A 16,326-nucleotide genomic window follows, 5' to 3' on the forward strand; every position below is an offset into this window, starting at 1 on the left:
TTGGTCACACTCTCGGTCCTGACCTCGACGCCCACGCCAACCTCCACAAATTCTCAGCGAGCTGCCCACCGGCGAACCGCGCGCTCGGTCATCGCCCGCACGGCGAAAAGTTATTCGAAATTCACAGAGAAGCGTACGGGAACAGGTTCCTGCGCAATCTCGACCGTCCTCGACGGCGACGGCGTGCGCCGTCGAGGAGGGGCAGCCGGCTACGGGTTCATTTCGAACACGCCCGCGTGGCTCATCACCTCGTCGTGCAGGCGCGCGGTTCGCTGGACGTCGATGATCGGCTTACGCAGCACGCTCAGTGCCCAATCCTGTTGAGCGGTGGTCGAGGAGGCTTTCGAGAAGACTCCCAGCGCGTACGAGGAGAAGTCGCGCACGAATATCTCGAAGATCGAGTCCACAATGTCCTCGGACGCCCCTTTGATCTCGGCTTGTTCCAGGATGAGCTGCCCGTAAGGCAGCAGCGTGAACAATTCCCCCACCGCGAGCTGATAGTCCAGATCCTCGAGTTGGGCCGGGGTAGGCGGTGCCTGCACGGGGAAATGAGTGAAGCGCTCGGCTTGCTCGACGAACAATGCCACGTTGGGCAGGTGCCGATAGCGTTCGTACGCCGGCCGCCAATCCGCGAATCGCACTGCGCCCAACCCCGCCGCGCCCGGTTGCCGGAACAGCGACTCGTCGTCGCCGGAATCCCGTCGCACCGGGACCGGCGGCAGTTCCGCGGGGTTGAACAAGAAGTTCGGCATGAATTTCAACGTCAAGGCCATATTGACGTGTGCGGTGCCCTCCAGCCGTGGCATCGAGTCGATGGTGCCGCGTGCCGTCGCGAAGTAGGAGTCCTTCTCGAATCCCTTGGCGGAGATGACATCCGAGAGTTCACGGAACACGCGCTCGGCCTCGCGAGTGACCTTCATCTTGCCGATGGAGTTGAACATCACGAAGCGGCGGTCCTCGGGGGTCGAGCAGCGCATGTAGTCGATCGCTCGTTCGTGGTAGAGCCGCATGGCGGTCATGCGCACGTAGCTGTCGCTCAGGATCTGGCGCACCTGCGGGAAGTCCGTGACAGGGTGCCCGAACAGGACCTTGGCGGCGGCGTGGTTGATCGTCTCATAGAAACAGTGCTCCACGATCCCCAACGCGACCATGCCGATGTTGAACTTGCCGAGGTTGACCGCGGCGAGCGCGGAGTCGAACGCCTTGCGGCCTACGTGGAGTACGTCGTCGGCCGAGACGGGATAGTCCACCAGGTCGTAGGCGGAGACGAAGTTCTGCCCGTGGATGACGTTCTTGACCAGCCGGTAGTTCGGGTGCTGGCTGTCGGCGATGAACCAGACGTACGCGTCGGAACCCTCCAGGTCGGTGCGCCTGCCGATGGTCGGCACGATCCTGGCCACGTTGCCGTTGCCGATGTAGTACTTGCTGCCCGTGGCGGTGAAACCCCCTGCGCCATCGGGAGAGAGCAGCATATCGGTAGCGTAGATGTCGGCGCCATGGTCCTTTTCCGACAGCCCGAACCCGATGATCCCGCCGCGGTCGAGTTCCTCGGCCGCACGCAGATGCGCCTTGCCGTTGGCGCTCTGCCAGATGGTGGCGAGGCCGAGCGTGGAGACGCCCCACGCATACCAGTACTGCGATCCGTAGAAGCCGGTGATCTCGTTGAACCGGGAAATGAACGCGGTGTCCCAGCGCTTCTCCGGATCCGCGCCCGAACTCGCCCGCGGGGTCGCCATGTAGGCGATGATCCGGCTCTCCGCCAGGAACCGCATCCAGTCCTCGTACCACTCCGCTCGGTGCGCGTCGCTGGTGAGCGCCTGCTTGCCCTTCCGCTCGAAGAAGTCGACCACCGACCGTAGCCGAGCCCGCGTGGCGGGATCGAACTCCTCGAACGTCTCGGTCTTCGGGTTGAACAGGGCCATGACGACACCTTTCGAACTGACGGCAAGTGCCTTCAATTTAGAACTGACGGCAGCTGCCGTCAATCATCGGACGGGGCTCGGCGGTACAGGCGACGGTAAGCGGTCAGCGTCTCGGCGAGGTGTTCGACGACCTGGTCGCGTGTCGCGGGCAATGTGCCGTTCGACCAGGCCGAGAACAGGCCCGCACAGGCGCACGCCATCGTGGACCGCGGCCAGGTCGCGGCGCACCGGATCCCGGATACCGGTGCAGAAGTGCACTCGGATCAGGCGCGGTGGATACCGGCTCCAGCGGCGAGGTGCTCGTTACCGAACGGAGGGTCAGGAACTCGTCGCCTCGATGAGGCGCTGGCGCAGCCAGGTCAACGGCGTGGCCGCATCGGGGCCGATGGCGTACGCGGGATAACTCTGGTGGACGCCGGACTTCAGGAATTCATCGATCTGCCGCTTCCGCTGTTCGTAAGCGGAGGCGTTGAGCTGATCGGACAAGAGACCGAGGCCTCCCGCGGCCAATGCGTCACCGATGATTTCGATTGCCTGCCGCTGATATTCACCCATGTTGCCGGGATCGGGATTCGACAGTTGCACGAAGAAGCCGGCGATGCGTCCGGCGAAGTCGCCGTCCGGCATCGCGCAATACAGGTCACCCGCGATGCAGAAGGTGTAGGTCCGCGCGGTGAGCCAGCCGAAACCCCCTGCGCGAGAGCCGATCGCGCCCGCACCCGGGACAGGCGGCCCGATCAGAAGGTCGCCGGGTGAGCGACGAGGATCGGAGATCAGCCCGACCAGCACGACCCGGTGTGGCGGCACCACGCCCAGTCCGGTACCGATTTCGGCCGCGAGATCACCTGCCGCGTCCGCGCCTTGACTGTAGCCGAGCAGCGCGATCCGGGTGGCCCCGCACAGCTGGGCCATTGCCGATACCAGGACGCGCGCTTTGTCGATCGCCTCCTGTTTGGAGCGACCGTACACTTCGCTTTCCCATGGGAAAGCCGTTGCCGCGTAGGGGACATAGTCGACCTGGACATCCCCGGGTAGATCATTCAGGCTCAGCGCGAGCATTCCTTTGCCCGGATCGGTGTTGGACGTTTCCCACGTTCCGGGAATCGCCACGACGTACAACTCTGGGCAATGGGCCGGTGCGCCGTCCGAAGCGGACACGACACCGAGATGAACGGTGGTCACCGCCACGGCTACCAACGCAGCGGCGATCGTCTTCCATCGAGCGAGCATCGAATACCTCAGGCGCTCATCACGGTAGCCGCAGGAAATCCGTCATGCCGTTCGGGCCGCACCGAGTTCGACGCCTCGGAGACCGGTTGCTCCGGATCGTGATCGCACAACGGGTTTCGACGCCGCGCCGCCTGAGTCCATCCATACCTGCGCCACTCCTCATTGAGCCGAGCACCGATCATGCGAGCACAAGGACGACCACACGTCGGCAGAGTATAAGAATAGCCATTAACATAATGATCGTCCAGCGTCCCGCCTCGGCTAATCGCAACCCAGTCTCAGTCGCCGGCTTCCGGAGACACCAGCCAGTGCGAGTACCGTCCATTCCCACTGCTGTAGTGGTTTTCTCGCATCCCGACGACACAGCTTGCGGCACCACGTGCGTCGTTACCGCGGACGACAGGCCCTGCCGTCACCACCAATGGTGGCGTTAGGGTGAATAGGCAGTCACATACCCAGCGGATGGGTCGGCAAGCCGAGTGAAGGTGCACCCCCCTCGGTCAACCGCGCTCCCACACCCGACGTATCCTCCGATGCCACGGCCACCCCCGAGCAAGGATGGGCATCCGGCTCCGGCAGCGCGCGTGCAAACACTGCGCAGGGTCGATCACCGGGGCACGATGCTCTTCGCGCCCACCATGCGCACGAGGCTGAGGATCGGGAGCCCGATCACCAAATGTTCGATCCCGGTGGAGATGCCGACCCAGAGGTCGCTGGACAGTGCCAGAGGAATGATCACCGCCGCGGCGGTCAGAATGCCCACGATCCAGCCGAAGAACAACTCCGGCGACGGAGTGCCCAAGCGCAACAGATACCACAGCACCCCGCCCAACAGCGCACAAATGAATGCCACCACGGCGAACCAGTACGCATCTTGGGCCATCGGGTTCCACACCCCGAACTTGCCGCTCTCGCTCACCCGGGTGGCGATGATCTCGATGATCCAGGCGCACAACCACGCCGCGAGCGCGGTCACCACCGCCGCGGCGATCACACCGCCGACGAACATGCCGATATTGACGTCCGGCTCCTGCCGCGACCGAGGTTGCCTCTCCGGGCGTTCGGAGTGCTGATACGCGCCCTGTCCCTGGTCCTGGCCGTATCCGGACGCCTGGTCGTATCTGTGATCCTGGTCGTATCTGTGATCCTGGGCGTACCCGTGATCCTGGGCGTACCCGTGATCCTGGGCGTACCCGTGATCCTGGCCGTATCCCGAGGCCTGGCTGTACCCGCGATCCTGGCCGTACCCGGGATCACGGTAATCGCCCGGCTGATAACCGGCTTCATAACGTGCGGTGTGCTGGTCGCGCGGATTCATGGGATTCAACCGCCGATCACCTCCGTGGAGAGCTTGCGTGTGCGTCGAGTGTAGGGCGGGGCCGCAAGGGCCGCTGCCCCCTATTGAATTCCCGTTGCGCGCAGTCGTCACACACAGGCCAGCGCCGCCATGGCGGAGATCAGTAAGGTGCCGGACTCCGATCGGTTCTGAGGAGCGCCGTGGCCCAGCCGACAACTCCTCCCGGTTCCCGGCCGATCGCACCTGAGCACGATCCGCGGTGCGGAAAGTTCAGGCGACGACCGTCCGTTGCGGGACGCCCACGTATTCGCTCAGTGGCCGGATCAACGCGTTGGATTCGCCCTGCTCGATGATGTGCGCGGTCCAGCCGGTGATGCGGCTCATCACGAAGATCGGGGTGAACACCTCGATATCGAAGCCGAGCAGGTAGTAGGCGGGGCCGGTCGGGAAGTCGAGATTCGGTTCGATGCCGGTGGCCTCGCGCATGGTGCGCTCGAGGACCTCGTATATACGCACCCACTTCTGGCCGTCGGTCGCCGCGGCGATATCCAGGAAGGCTTTCTTCATGGTAGGGACGCGGGAGTCACCGTTCTTGTAGACGCGGTGGCCGAAGCCCATCACCTTCTCCTTGCGCGCCAGCTTGTTACGCAACCATGCCTGGGCCAGCGCGGGGTCGTCGATCTCCAGCATGTCGTGCATGACGGCTTCGTTCGCGCCGCCGTGCAGGGGCCCTTTCAATGCGCCGATGGCGGCGGTGACGGCGCTGTATATGTCCGACTGCGTGGAGGTGACGACGCGGGCGGCGAAGGTGGAGGCGTTGAAGCTGTGCTCGGCGTAGAGGATCAACGACACTTCGAACGCTTCCACCAACGCGCGCGACGGGATGGTCCCGAAGCACATGTTCAGGAAGTTCTCCGCGTACCCCAGATGGGAATGCGGTGCGATCGGGTCCAGGCCATGGCGACGGCGATAGTCGGCCGCGACGATGGTCGGCAGCACCGCGAACATGCGAAGAGCCTTGGCGCGGTTGGCGTTCGCCGAATTGTCGTCTTCGGCCGGGTCTTCCGCGCCGAGGTAGCTGATGGCGGTGCGGACCACATCCATCGGGTGGCAGGTGTCGGGCAACTTGGCCACCAGCGACAGCAGTGACCGGTCGGCCCGGCGGGCCGCGCGTTCTCGCTGCTGGAACCGCTCCAGTTCGGCGTCCGAGGGCAACTCGCCGTACCAGAGCAGATACGCCACTTGCTCGAAACCGCAGTGCGCGGCCAGGTCCTGTACGGCGTAGCCCCGGTAGGTCAGAGAGTTGGATTCCGGCGCAACCCTCGAGATGGCGGTGGTGTCGACGACGACGCCTGCCAGGCCTTTGGCTATGGTCGGTACCGCGGCCTCCGGCCCACCCGTCGCCCGACCACCGCCCCCCATCGAATCGCTTGGCGATGCGGTGTTCATCACTGGTTCCTTCCCAGAGTGAAATCGAAGATGTCGGAATCGAATTCGTTGTATCGCTCGTACTGGAGAAGCTCGTACAGGCGAGAGCGGGGCTGCATTCGATCGAGCAAGCCCGATTGCGTGCCCTGCTCGAAGATCTCTCGCAACCCGGCCTCGGCCGCGAACATCGCCAACCGCAGGGTGGACACCGGGTAGATCACCGCGTTGTAGCCGATCCGCTCCAGTGTCGCCGCCGGGATGAGTTCGGACTTACCGAACTCGGTCATATTCGCCAGCAATGGAATGGGCATCGCGGCCCGGAACTTCTCAAAATCCGCGACGGTGCGCAACGCCTCGGTGAAAATCAGGTCCGCGCCCGCTTCGGCATAGGCCCCGGCCCGATCGATCGCGGCGTCGATGCCTTCGATCCCGGCGGCGTCGGTGCGCGCGCAGAGGACGAAATTCGGATCCCGCCGGGCGGACACCGCGGCCCGGAGCCTGCGCACCATCTCCTCGACCGGCACCACAGCCTTGCCGTCGAGGTGACCGCACCGTTTCGGATTCACCTGATCCTCGAGATGGCAGCCCGCGATTCCGGCGTCTTCCAGCATCGAGACCGTGCGCGCGGCGCTCATCGGCTCGCCGAAGCCGGTGTCGGCATCGATGAGCACCGGCAGATCGGTCACGCGCGCGATCTGCCGACCGCGCTCCGCCACCTCGGTCGAGGTGGTGAGCCCGATATCCGGCAGCGCCAGATCGGCCGAGACCACCGCGCCGGAGACATACACGCCTTCGAAGCCGATTTCTTGAATCAGCTTGGCTACCAGCGGATTGAACGCGCCCGGGAAACGCTGGATCGTTCCGGAGGCCAGCCCCGCGCGGAACGCGGCGCGTTTGTCGGCGGCCGGCGTGGCCGCGGCCAGCAGACCGGTCATCAGAACAGTCCCTTCGGCAATTTCGGCGCCCGCGCGAGTACCTCGTCGGACACGGTGAAGTTCAACTGACCCAGTTCCTCGGCGGACAGCTGCGGGGTGCGCTGGGCCACGTCGAGGAAGCGGTCCTGCTCGCCCGCGTCGATCACTCCCTCGGCCAGCGTCCGGAACTTGGCGATGTACTGGTCCCGGGTGAATGGCCGCGCACCGAGCGGGTGCGCGTCGGCGACCGCGAGTTCGTCGACGATCACCTCGCCGCTCTTCAGCGTGACCTCGACACGGGCGCCGAACGCCTTCTCGTTCGGGTCGGTCGAGTGATAGCGCCGGGTCCACTCCGGGTCCTCGGCGGTGGAGATCTTGCGCCACAACTCGACGGTGTCGGGCCGCTGTGCACGTTCGGGGGCGTAGGAGCGCTCGTGGTGCCAGGCGCCGTCCTGCAGGGCGACGGCGAAGATGTACATGACGGAGTGATCGAGGGTTTCGCGGGACGCCGTCGGGTCGAACTTCTGCGGATCGCCCGATCCGGTGCCGATCACCACGTGCGTGTGGTGGCTGGTGTACAGCACGATCGAGGCGATCCGGTCCAGGTCGCCGATCCGCTCACGCAACCGGCGCGCCAGGTCGATCGGCGCCTGGCTCTGGTATTCGGCGGAATGCTCCTTGGTGTAGGTGTCGAGTATGCCGCGCTTGGGTTCACCCGGGCCGGGCAGCGGCACCGAATACTCCTTGTCGGGGCCGCCCAGCAGCCAGGCGATGACGCCGTCCTCCCCTTCCCAGATCGGCGACGGCGCGCCTTCACCGCGCAGGGCACGATCGACCGCTTCCACCGCCATCTTCCCGGCGAAAGCGGGTGCGTAGGCCTTCCAACTGGAGATTTCTCCCTTGCGCGATTGCCGGGTGGCGGTGGTGGTGTGCAGTGCCTGACCGATGGCCTGATAGATGGTCTCGATGTCCAGGCCGAGCAGCGTGCCGATACCGGCGGCGGCGGAGGGGCCGAGGTGGGCGACGTGGTCGATCTTGTGCTCGTGCAGGCAGATCGCCCGCACCAGGTCCACCTGGATCTCGTATCCGGTCGCCAACCCGCGGATCAGATCCCGCCCGCCGCGTCCGGCATGCTGGGCTACCGCCAGGATCGACGGGATGTTGTCGCCGGGGTGGGAGTACTCCGCGGCCAAGAACGTGTCGTGAAAATCCAGTTCGCGCACGGCCACGCCGTTGGCCCAGGCCGCCCACTCCGGCGAGCATCGACCGTCGACGCCGAAGACGGTCGCGCCCGGCTGGTACGGGTGCGCCAGCGCCTGGGCGCGCGCGTTGGCCACCGGACGACGCGTCACCGACGCCGCCGCGACCGCCGCGTTGTCGATGATCCGGTTGACGATCATCTCCTCGGTCTCCGGAGCGACCGCCACCGGGTCCGCGGCAACCTCGGCGATCCGCCACGCGAGGTGCTCCTCGCGGGGGAAGTGCTCAGCGGAGCGGCGCGTGCGGACGAGGTGGTTTTTCACGACGGAAGCCTCCAGATCATCGATTTCCGGGTTTCTTTTCGCACACTACCCACGCCTATGCACGCGGGAAATCCGTTACAAATGCCGAATTTTGCGTACCGAAATCAGCAAATTTGTGGAAATTGCGAACTCTTGTGGTGCTACATTCGCGAGCATGCAGAAGATGTATGCGGGCGGACGGCTGCGCGCACTGCGCGAGCAGGGTCGGCGGCAGCTGCCCGCTGTGGGTCGTCCACGAAACCTTCACCACACCCGGTCGAATCCGTACCCAGATCGCGGAGATGCCCGACGGACGCAAATACCTCTGGCTGGCCCGAACCACCGACGAGAGCACCCCCGGATACCTCTCTCCCAGAAGGGATTTCGCGATCGGTCTGGGATGCGACCTGGCCTACGCCGACAAGCTCGTCTACTCCCACGGCCTGCCCATCCACGACGACACCTCCGCGGTGCCCATCGGCGCGGGCTGCAAGATCTGCGAACGCCCCGACTGCGCCCAGCGCGCCTTCCCGCAACTCGGGCGCGCGATCCGAATCGATGAGAACCGCGCCGCCAACATCCCCTACACCCCGGCCGACCATCGCGGCGAACCGCGATGATCACACCGGCTGCGTGCCACCTACGAGCCCCAGCCGACGTACGATTCCGCGCGCATCCGTTCTCGCATGTGTGGGTAGTGGAGTTCGAAGGCCGGGCGTTCGGATCTGATACGGGGGAGTTCGTAGAAGTTGTGCCGAGGAGGCGGGCAGGTCGTGGCCCATTCGAGTGAATTTCCCCCGCCCCAGGCGTCGTCCACGGTGACGACCTCGCCGTAGCGGTAGCTGCGGAACGCGTTCCATACGAACGTGACCATCGAGACGCCCAGAATGAACGATCCGATGGTCGAGACGGCGTTCAGCGCGGTGAACCCGTCGGTCGGCAGATAGTCGGCGTACCGGCGGGGCATACCTTCGGCGCCCAGCCAGTGTTGAACCAGAAAGGTCGTGTGAAAGCCGACGAATGTCGTCCAGAAATGCAGCCTGCCCAGGCGTTCGTCCATGTAGCGCCCGGTCATCTTGGGGAACCAGAAGTAGATTCCGCCGAAAGTGGCGAAAACGATCGTGCCGAACAACACGTAGTGGAAGTGGGCTACGACGAAATAGGTGTCGTGAATCTGCCAGTCCAATGGCGGGCTGGCGAGGATGACGCCGGACAGTCCGCCGAACAAGAAAGTGACGATGAAGCCGACGGCGAACAGCATCGGGGTCTCGAAAGTCAGGTTCCCCTTCCACATGGTGCCGATCCAGTTGAAGAATTTGACCCCGGTCGGCACCGCGATCAGGAAGGTCATCATCGAGAAGAAGGGCATCAGCACCGCCCCGGTCGCGAACATGTGATGCGCCCATACCGCTGCCGACAGCACTCCGATCGAGATGGTGGCGTACACCAGAGGTCCATAGCCGAACAGGGGTTTGCGGCTGAACACGGGGAGGATCTCGCTGATGATCCCGAAGAACGGCAGTGCCACGATGTAGACCTCGGGGTGCCCGAAGAACCAGAACAGATGCTGCCAGAGCAGGACGCCACCGGTGGCGGCGTCGTAGATGTGCCCGCCGAGATGCCGGTCGTAGGCCAGCGCCATCAAGGCGGCGGTGAGAATCGGGAACGCGAGCAACACCAGCACGCTGGTCACCAGGATGTTCCACCCGAACATGGACATGCGGAACATCGTCATGCCGGGCGCGCGCAGGCAGACGATGGTGGTTATCATGTTCACCGCGCCGAGAATGGTGCCCAAACCGGATACGACCAAGCCCATGATCCACAGATCGGCTCCGGGGCCTGGCGCGTGGATGATGTCGCTCAGTGGCGTATACGCCGTCCATCCGAAATCAGCCGCGCCGCCGGGTGTCACGAATCCGGAGACCACCATCGTCCCGCCGAAGAGGAACAGCCAGAAGCTCAAGGCATTCAACCGGGGAAATGCCACGTCGGGTGCTCCGAGTTGCAGCGGAAGGACCGCGTTGGCGAATCCGAACACCGTCGGAGTCGCATACAGCAGGAGCATGACGGTGCCGTGGATGGTGAACAGCTGGTTGTACTGCTCGGGTGAGAGGAACTGCAGGCCCGGCCGTGCCAGTTCCGCGCGCATGAGCAGCGCCATCAAACCGCCGAGCAAGAAGAAGGCGGTCGCGGCGACGAGATACATGATGCCGAGCACCTTCGGGTCCGTCGTGGTGACCAGCCGCCACAACACCGAGCCCTTCGGAGCCGTCCGCGCCGGAAACGGCCTGGTCGGTGTGACCTGCGGTGCGAGTGGATACGACACCTGAGTCATCGATACTCCTCACCTGCTACCGGCGAGATCACCCGCGGTGGCCGGGGACGAATTCCTGGGCCTTGGCTTTCGCGCCTTGTGCCACGAGATGCCAGGCGTCGGGGTCGCCCCGCAGCACCGCTTCGGCGGTGGATTTCATCTGGTCCCAGGTGGCGTGCGGTGGGATCGGCGGTACCTCCGGATCGCAGCGGACGTCGAGCACCGTGGGCCGCTCGGCCGACAGCGCCGCTTCCCAGGCGGGCGCGAGGTCGTTGGGGTCGTCCACGGCGATGGCGCCCAGGCCGTACGTGCGGGCGAGTTCGGCGTAGGAGACCTCCGGCAGCGACTGCGATTCCTCGAATTTCGGCGCGCCCCCCATCGAGCGCAGCTCCCACGTGACCTGGTTCAGGTCGTTGTTGTGGAACACGCACACCACCAGCCGTGGATCGCGCCACTGCTCGTGGTAACGGCTGATGGTCAGCAATTCGCCCGCGCCGTTCATCTGCATCGCACCGTCACCGACGAGAGCGACCACCGGCCGGTCCGGGTGGGCGAACTTCGCGCCGATCGCGTACGGCACACCGGGCCCCATGGTCGCCAGCGTCCCCGACAACGAACCCCGCATCCGCCCGCGGAACCGCAGACAGCGGGCATACCAGTTGGTGGACGACCCGGAGTCCGCGGTCACGATGGCGTCCTCCGGGATGTACCGCGACAGTTCCCACACCACCCGCATGGGATTGACCGGCTTCGCGTCCAGCAGCGACTGGCGTTCGATCGTGTCCCACCAGCGCCGCACGTTGGATTCGATCGTCGTCCGCCAGCTGCGATCGGACTTGCGGCTCAGCAGCGGAAGCAGTTCGGTGAGTGTTCGTTTCGCGTCACCGACGAGGTTGACCTCGGTGGGGTATCGCATGCCGATCATGGCGCCGTCGATGTCGATCTGCACCGCACGCGCCTGACCGAAGTCCGGAAGGAACTGCGAATAAGGGAAATTCGATCCGATGATCAACAGGGTGTCGCAGTCGCGCATCAGTTCATAGCTGGGCCGGGTACCCAGGAGCCCGATGGATCCGGTCACGTACGGCAGGTCGTCCGATAGCACGTCCTTGCCGAGCAGGGCTTTGGCCACCCCGGCTCCGGTGATCTCGGCCAGCTCCATCACCTGCTCGGCGGCGTCCCGGGCGCCTTGCCCGACGAGGATCGCCACCCGCGACCCGGCGTCGATGATCTCGGCGGCTCGTTCTATGCCTGCGCGATCCGCGGTGACCGTGGCATGCAGTGCCGAAGGCGGGCTGGATGGCACTTGCTTGAACGCGTGCTCGGGCGGCTGATAGCGCTCCTCCTGCAGATCGGAGGGGATGATCAGCGCCGTGGGGGCCCGGCGGGTGGTCGCGATACGGAACGCGCGGTCGAGCGCGTTGGGCAATTGATCGGGAACGTTCACCTCGACCAAGTAGTCCGAGGCGACATCCTTGAACAGGCTCTGCAGATCGACTTCCTGCTGATAGCTGCCGCCCATCGCGCTGCGCGCGGTCTGCCCCACGATCGCCACGACCGGCACGTGATCGAGTTTCGCGTCGTAGAGGCCGTTGAGCAGATGGATCGCTCCCGGACCCGACGTGGCAGTGCAGACGCCGACCTCGCCGCTGAACTTCGCGTAGCCCACCGCCTGGAACGCGGCCATCTCCTCGTGGCGCGCCTGAATGAAGGCGGGTTTGTTGTCGGCCCGCCCGAACGCGGCGATCAAGCCGTTGATGCCGTCGCCCGGATAGCCGAACACCTGCTGCACGCCCCAGTCACGCAGCCGTCGCAAGACATAGTCGGCGACCTGGTCAGCCATGTCGTTCTCCTGTCCGCCTTCGAGGTGTCGTCTCCGGGGCCGATTACCCCGGCCGGCGGCCCTCAACCCGAGGCATACGCGGCGACCGGACGGGTATCCGCGCGGTGTTCTCGTCTGTTCCGATGCTCACCTGCCGTCGTCGAGAGGATGTGCCCGAAATGGCGCGTTCGCTTCAATTGCCCGGCCATCACAGCGCTTCCGGTCGTTCCAGATGGCCGTTGGAGGCACTGCGCGCGGACTCACCGAGCGGATCGACGGCGAGGTTCGATTCGACTCAGGAAGCCGCGCGACGTACTCGACGGATGCGTCCAACTATCGCGCCGTCCCCCTCGGGGTGGTCGCGCCGCGCACACCGGAGGACGCGGCCACGGCGGTCGCCGTCTGTCGCGCGCACGACGTGCCGGTGGTGTCGCGTGGTGGCGGCACGAGCCTGGCCGGGCAATGCCGCAACGCGGCGATCGTTATGGACCGGAGTAAATACTGCCCGCATGTGGTGTCGGGGGACCGTGCCGCCGCCACCGCCGTGGTCGAGCCGGGCATCGCGCTCGACCGGCTCAACACCGAGCTGGCATCCACCGGCCTGATGGTCGGCCCCAAGCCGTCCACCCATGTCAGCTGCACGACCGACAGCTCTCGCCGCGCTTCCGGCTCGACGGAATGAGAGCACGGCCCGGCCGGTGAAGGCCCGGGCGGCGACATGCCCTGACGTCCATACTTTTTCATCACCCGCCGGTCCACCGCGATTGCGGCGGACGCACCCGGTGCACGCGATCGACCGACGAGGCTCCGGGCTGCTCGACGAGCGGGATGGGCCATCGGAGGTCGATCATGGTCGCCGTGTGCAGCGTACGTTGGCGTTTCATGATCGGCCCGAGCTCCGGCGCGCCGATCGATACCGTCACGGTGCAATCGCCGGGGCCGAGCGCCGCCAGCATGCCGTTGCGAACGGTGGCGGCGAGCGGCTGGAGCAGTAGCGCGACGCAGAGTTCGATCGTGAACTCCCCCACCGGGTTTCCGTCGATGGTGACATCCAGGCACGGATGGTAGGTCTGGGTGATCTCGTGTTCGAACAGCGTCACCTGCTCGGCTCCGCCCGCACTTGTACGCATCGCCGCCATGCGTAGCCGGTCGTAGCGGCGCCAACCCTCGATCGCGACAGTGCCCAAGTCGACCTCGAGCAGCCCATCTATCGTCTCGGCCACCTCGTGCAGCGCCGCCGACTCCAGTAGTGCGGCCACGCCCGGCGCCCGGCGCAGTGCCAAGTGTTCGGCGCCCCTTTCGTGCAGGCACTCGGCCAACTCGCCCACACCGACATCGTGCGGAGCGTTCTGGAACAGTACTGTCCGAGCCCTGATCAACGCTGGACTTGTCATCCGAATACCTCCTTGACATTCAGCCATGGCTCGCGGGCCCGCAGCCGCACCCGGACCTCGGGAGCGCGGGCGACCTGGCGAACGTGGATGGATGGGGGGCCGTCCGCGACCACACGCACATGTACCCGTGGCAGATGCGGATCCTCATCGTGCGACGCGCCGCCCGGGCGTTTCCCGCGACCCCGTATGACCAGAGCCGCGGCACCGAGGGCAAGGAGGAACCCTCCGATGCCCACTATGCCGATGGGGCCGGTGTCCGGGTTGCCCGCATCGGCTTGTCCCAGAGGAGGCGGAGGCTCGCCGGGCGGTTCCGGGATTCCGGCTCCGTTGGGTGTGGGGACGAGCCGCGCGGGTGATATCTCCACGGACGTCTTCGCGACAATGCGCTGAGAGGTTCCCGCACAGGCGGCGGGGATGGAGTGCAGACCCAGTGCGGCTCCCTGTGGCACATCGACGCGAGCATCGAACGAACCGCCCTGAACCTGGGCGGTCACCGCCGCGGACCAATCCGGAAGCACCCGCACCAGGTCGCAGGGCCAGCGTTCGCCGTGCACAGTGATCACGGTGCCGCGTTCCGCAGTGGCCGGCGCGGTGAGAACGGGTGCGGGAAGCACGGCCGAACTCTCGGTCGGTACAGGGGACGGACCGGAACTCGGTGGCGGCGCGGTTGTCCCGACCGGTTTCGTCGTCGTGGTCGTCGTCGGACTCGGTTGCGTCGTGGTTGTGGACTCCGGCTTTGTCGTCGTGGTTGTCGGTTCCGGATTCGTCGTGGTTGTCGGTTCCGGCCTGGTCGTCGTGGTTGTGAGCTCCGGTTCAGTCGTGGTTTTGGGCTCCCGTTTCCCCGTCGTGGGCTCCGGTGTCGTCGGGGTGGTCGTCCAATCGGACCGCGTAGTCTTGGGCAGCCAGTCATCCGTGGGCGTGCTGTTCGGCCAAGCGGGTTGCGACGTGACCGGCGACGGGTTGGGCACGGTGGTAACCGGCTCCGGTGCCGCGACCGGTACCGACACCGCGCCGAGCAGTCCCGCTACGGCCGCCGCGACAAGGAATACTCGCGAATCGTTTCTCATGATCACCTCCCCCGAGACAGGCATGCTCCCGAGGATGCAGTCGAGCCTTCGCTCTCCTCGACCTGCCGACGCGAGTAGCCGACTACCCGTTTCCCGTAGTCGCGCCCGTACCCGTCTGCCTCGGCACCGCCCTTGATTCGGCGAGGCCAGCGGATGTATCACCAGTCGAGGCTCGAACGCACCATCCGTGCTCCGCGACTTCGCCGCAGAGGTCGCCGCGGGGAAGGCGGCTCCCGGCCGGGTGCAAGAGCGGGACCTTGGTCCTTCGCCGCTGGCTACCGGTTGCTCTACTGCCGCCTCGCCGAGGAGACGGACACTCGCAGGTACGCCGCCACGATCTCGACCCGGCCCGACAACGGCCCCCGCATGCGAACCGGAGGAGAACCCATGTTCACTTCGAGCAAGGCTCCGATCCTCGCGGGTGTCGACGGTTCCGAGGTGGCGCTTGCCGCCGTGCGCTGGGCCGCCATCGACGCCGCCCACCGCCACGCACCGCTGCACCTCGTCTATCTGACCGGTGGCCTCGGCGACCACGGTTCCGGCGTCGAGTTCGGGCCGTCCGCCCCCGGCAGCTATCGCTGGGGCGGCCCGGACGCGTTGGAGATCGCGTACGCCACGGCCATCGCCGAATCCGCTCCGATCAATCGGATCGACGTGACCGCGGAGTTGACCAACGCCGCCCCCGTTCCGGTTCTGCGCCGCCGATCCGAGACCGCGCGGCTGCTCGTGGTCGGCGCCCATGACCTCGGCGCGTTCAGCCGCGCGATGCTGGGATCGCTGAGCACCGCGCTGGCGCGGCAGGCGGGATGCCCCGTTGCCGTCATTCCCCGTGGCGTCGAGCACGGCGACGGGCCTGTCGTCGTCGGCGTCGATGCCTCCACGAGCAGCGCGGCAGCCGTCTCCTTGGCTTTCGACGAAGCGGCGTTTCGCGGCGCCGATCTCGTTGCGGTCCACGCGTTGTCCGGCTTCCCCGGCTCGCTCATCGAATCGCGGGAGGGTGGCGAGGGATTGCTCGACCGGAGTTTGGCAGGGTACAGCGAGGCGTATCCGGAAGTGACGGTGAGGCGTGTCGTGGTCGAGGACCACCCCGCCAGGCGACTGCTCGAGGCGGGCGAGAAAGCGCGGTCGATCGTCGTCGGCAGCCGCGGGCACGACGAATTCTCCGCGATGCCGCTCGGTTCGGTCAGTAGAGCCGTACTACACGGGGCGCAGGTGCCGGTGATAGTCACAAGACCGGCGAGCTTTGCGCGGCACCCCCGGAACCGGCGATAGACGGGCACCGCCACCGCGATCGACGGACCGTCAACGCTACCGATTCACGGTGCACCACGGGGAGCCGTGGGCGCGTAGCCGAGCTCGCACACGAGGGCGGGCGACGACTGCCGATCGGATTGTGCCGCTATCGAGCACAACCGACCGTCCAGCCGCCGCCC

General features: G+C 66.0%; 13 protein-coding genes. 3 read left to right on the forward strand and 10 right to left on the reverse strand.

The annotated features are described in order from the left end of the window. Positions 1 to 209: 209 nt before the first annotated feature. From AB0L97_RS24925 to prpD, 6 genes are all read right to left on the reverse strand, one after another. On the reverse strand, positions 210 to 1,922 hold the full coding sequence (locus tag AB0L97_RS24925) for an acyl-CoA dehydrogenase family protein (protein WP_364433672.1): 1,713 nt from the start codon (positions 1,920 to 1,922) through the stop codon (positions 210 to 212). Positions 1,923 to 2,240: 318 nt separating this feature from the next. Continuing rightward, on the reverse strand, positions 2,241 to 3,152 hold the full coding sequence (locus tag AB0L97_RS24930; RefSeq protein ID WP_364433675.1) for a cutinase family protein: 912 nt from the start codon (positions 3,150 to 3,152) through the stop codon (positions 2,241 to 2,243). A gap of 607 nt (positions 3,153 to 3,759) precedes the next feature. After that, positions 3,760 to 4,479, reverse strand: a complete 720-nt coding sequence (locus AB0L97_RS24935; RefSeq protein WP_364433678.1) for a DUF6069 family protein — start codon at positions 4,477 to 4,479, stop codon at positions 3,760 to 3,762. 240 nt (positions 4,480 to 4,719) lie between these two features. Continuing rightward, positions 4,720 to 5,871: a bifunctional 2-methylcitrate synthase/citrate synthase gene (locus AB0L97_RS24940; RefSeq protein ID WP_364433978.1), complete on the reverse strand. Its 1,152-nt coding sequence runs from the start codon at positions 5,869 to 5,871 to the stop codon at positions 4,720 to 4,722. Between the two features lie 26 nt (positions 5,872 to 5,897). Next, on the reverse strand, positions 5,898 to 6,812 hold the full coding sequence (prpB, locus tag AB0L97_RS24945) for a methylisocitrate lyase (protein WP_364433681.1): 915 nt from the start codon (positions 6,810 to 6,812) through the stop codon (positions 5,898 to 5,900). Next, positions 6,812 to 8,314, reverse strand: coding sequence for a 2-methylcitrate dehydratase PrpD (gene prpD, locus AB0L97_RS24950; RefSeq protein WP_364433685.1), 1,503 nt, complete (start codon positions 8,312 to 8,314; stop codon positions 6,812 to 6,814). Before prpD ends, prpB begins: the two co-directional genes overlap by 1 nt. A 137-nt stretch (positions 8,315 to 8,451) precedes the next feature. On the opposite strand from prpD, the gene AB0L97_RS24955 reads away from it, so the two are divergent. Continuing rightward, a complete protein-coding gene (locus tag AB0L97_RS24955) occupies positions 8,452 to 8,913 on the forward strand; it encodes a DUF2083 domain-containing protein (RefSeq protein WP_364433981.1) in 462 nt (153 codons plus the stop codon). Between the two features lie 20 nt (positions 8,914 to 8,933). Here the strand turns inward: AB0L97_RS24955 and ctaD are convergent, their stop codons facing one another. Together ctaD and AB0L97_RS24965 are read right to left on the reverse strand one after the other, a co-directional pair. Further along, complete coding sequence (ctaD, locus tag AB0L97_RS24960; protein ID WP_364433688.1) at positions 8,934 to 10,631, reverse strand: cytochrome c oxidase subunit I; 1,698 nt, start codon at positions 10,629 to 10,631, stop codon at positions 8,934 to 8,936. Positions 10,632 to 10,659: 28 nt separating this feature from the next. Further along, positions 10,660 to 12,453: a thiamine pyrophosphate-requiring protein gene (locus AB0L97_RS24965; RefSeq protein ID WP_364433691.1), complete on the reverse strand. Its 1,794-nt coding sequence runs from the start codon at positions 12,451 to 12,453 to the stop codon at positions 10,660 to 10,662. A gap of 211 nt (positions 12,454 to 12,664) precedes the next feature. On the opposite strand from AB0L97_RS24965, the gene AB0L97_RS24970 reads away from it, so the two are divergent. Next, positions 12,665 to 13,114, forward strand: coding sequence for an FAD-binding oxidoreductase (locus AB0L97_RS24970; protein WP_364433694.1), 450 nt, complete (start codon positions 12,665 to 12,667; stop codon positions 13,112 to 13,114). Positions 13,115 to 13,175: 61 nt separating this feature from the next. Here AB0L97_RS24970 and AB0L97_RS24975 read toward each other — a convergent pair whose 3' ends face one another. After that, a complete protein-coding gene (locus AB0L97_RS24975; RefSeq protein WP_355074245.1) occupies positions 13,176 to 13,826 on the reverse strand; it encodes a hypothetical protein in 651 nt (216 codons plus the stop codon). After that, positions 13,823 to 14,440 carry a hypothetical protein gene (locus AB0L97_RS24980; RefSeq protein ID WP_364433698.1) on the reverse strand — a complete coding sequence of 206 codons (618 nt, stop codon included), beginning with the start codon at positions 14,438 to 14,440 and terminating at the stop codon, positions 13,823 to 13,825. Before AB0L97_RS24980 ends, AB0L97_RS24975 begins: the two co-directional genes overlap by 4 nt. 840 nt (positions 14,441 to 15,280) lie before the next feature. On the opposite strand from AB0L97_RS24980, the gene AB0L97_RS24985 reads away from it, so the two are divergent. Continuing rightward, positions 15,281 to 16,165: a universal stress protein gene (locus tag AB0L97_RS24985; protein WP_364433701.1), complete on the forward strand. Its 885-nt coding sequence runs from the start codon at positions 15,281 to 15,283 to the stop codon at positions 16,163 to 16,165. Positions 16,166 to 16,326: the final 161 nt, after the last annotated feature.

Source organism: Nocardia sp. NPDC051911 (assembly GCF_040681035.1).
Lineage (GTDB): Bacteria > Actinomycetota > Actinomycetes > Mycobacteriales > Mycobacteriaceae > Nocardia > Nocardia sichangensis.